Here is a 465-nt window from a genome sequence, read left to right on the forward strand (position 1 = left end):
TCCTTCATCGGCTCCTGGTGCCAAGGCATCCACCGTACGCTCTTACACACTTACTAACAAAGATGCTCGCGTCCACTGTGCAGTTCTCAAACAACACACAAGATCTTCTCACCACTGCGGCACCAGCCGGGAAGAAATCCCGCGGTATGACACGCGGAGAAAACCTTGTCGTATCTTTTGCCTGGAAAGAACGTCTGTTCTTTCAGGACCCAACAGTGTGTCGATATATCAACCGCCGGCCGGTCATTGAGTACCGGTCGATACGCGGGAGAGGTTGTCAGCGTTCCACCCATGAGCTCCAGCCGGACTACATGTGAGTCCGAAACTGTCTCTGCCAGAGGCGATCTCGACTGTTCGAGACACCATCTGGAGAAGTGCTCCTTAGAAAGGAGGTGATCCAGCCGCACCTTCCGGTACGGCTACCTTGTTACGACTTCGTCCCAATCGCCAATCCCACCTTCGACG

1 rRNA gene is annotated in these 465 nt (G+C 54.4%); it reads right to left on the bottom strand.

Annotated elements, in window-relative coordinates:
* Positions 1-385: 385 nt before the first annotated feature.
* Positions 386-465, bottom strand: a 16S ribosomal RNA gene (locus tag IG65_RS0134050); the annotation flags it as partial.

The sequence above is a fragment of the Nocardia sp. NRRL WC-3656 genome, from assembly GCF_000720265.1.
Taxonomy (GTDB): Bacteria; Actinomycetota; Actinomycetes; order Mycobacteriales; family Mycobacteriaceae; genus Nocardia; species Nocardia nova.